General features: G+C 44.0%; 1 pseudogene. It reads right to left on the bottom strand.

The features are described from left to right. Positions 1-360 (bottom strand): annotated as a pseudogene (locus tag ACOI1D_RS21825) (hypothetical protein); the annotation flags it as partial. Positions 361-593: the final 233 nt, after the last annotated feature.

Below are 593 nucleotides of genomic sequence, written 5' to 3'. Positions count from 1 at the left end.
TCTCTTCATCTTTGAGCCAGGCTTGTTAATGTATGTCCTCTTCACGGGGACAGGCCGGTAGGCCTTCTTTTTTAGACGCATTACGAGATTTTTTACATTCTCGTTCAGCTCCTTACCATATTCCTCTTTCGAGATGCCCTTTACACCCAATGCCTTACCACTTGGTAGTTCATGATGACACTGCTTAAGGAAGTCCTCATTAAGTAGATGCGCTAGAGAAGTAAATGCCATATCATGATTTGTTTTGGCTAATTCTGCTATCCTTGTTAGTTTTGTTTCCATTACAATTCCACCTCTGTGTGCAGTTAATGTTTCCCTTTCAAGGGTGGTGACAGGTAGCGGCCTTTCCTCCATTGGCATTACCCAACTTCATTGGTACTATGCCACTATCCGACTTCCTTTAGGCATTTGACAGCCCTCACTTTATTATCGCTTGTTCGTCATTACTCCTCCTATTGTTGGAAGAGACCTAAAGGATCTCCCGAGTTGCCGTAATATATCAATGTGTAACGTGCCGAGGTCATCGACTCCGAGGAAGCCGTCATTCTCTGGCCAATTTCGAGAATAACAATGTAGCCTTCTACGCTCCTGAA

This window comes from Virgibacillus sp. DJP39 (genome assembly GCF_049310925.1).
Taxonomy (GTDB): domain Bacteria; phylum Bacillota; class Bacilli; order Bacillales; family Amphibacillaceae; genus Virgibacillus_F.
Note: the sequence above shows the minus strand (reverse complement) of the source record. Positions and strands in the feature narration are given on the sequence as shown.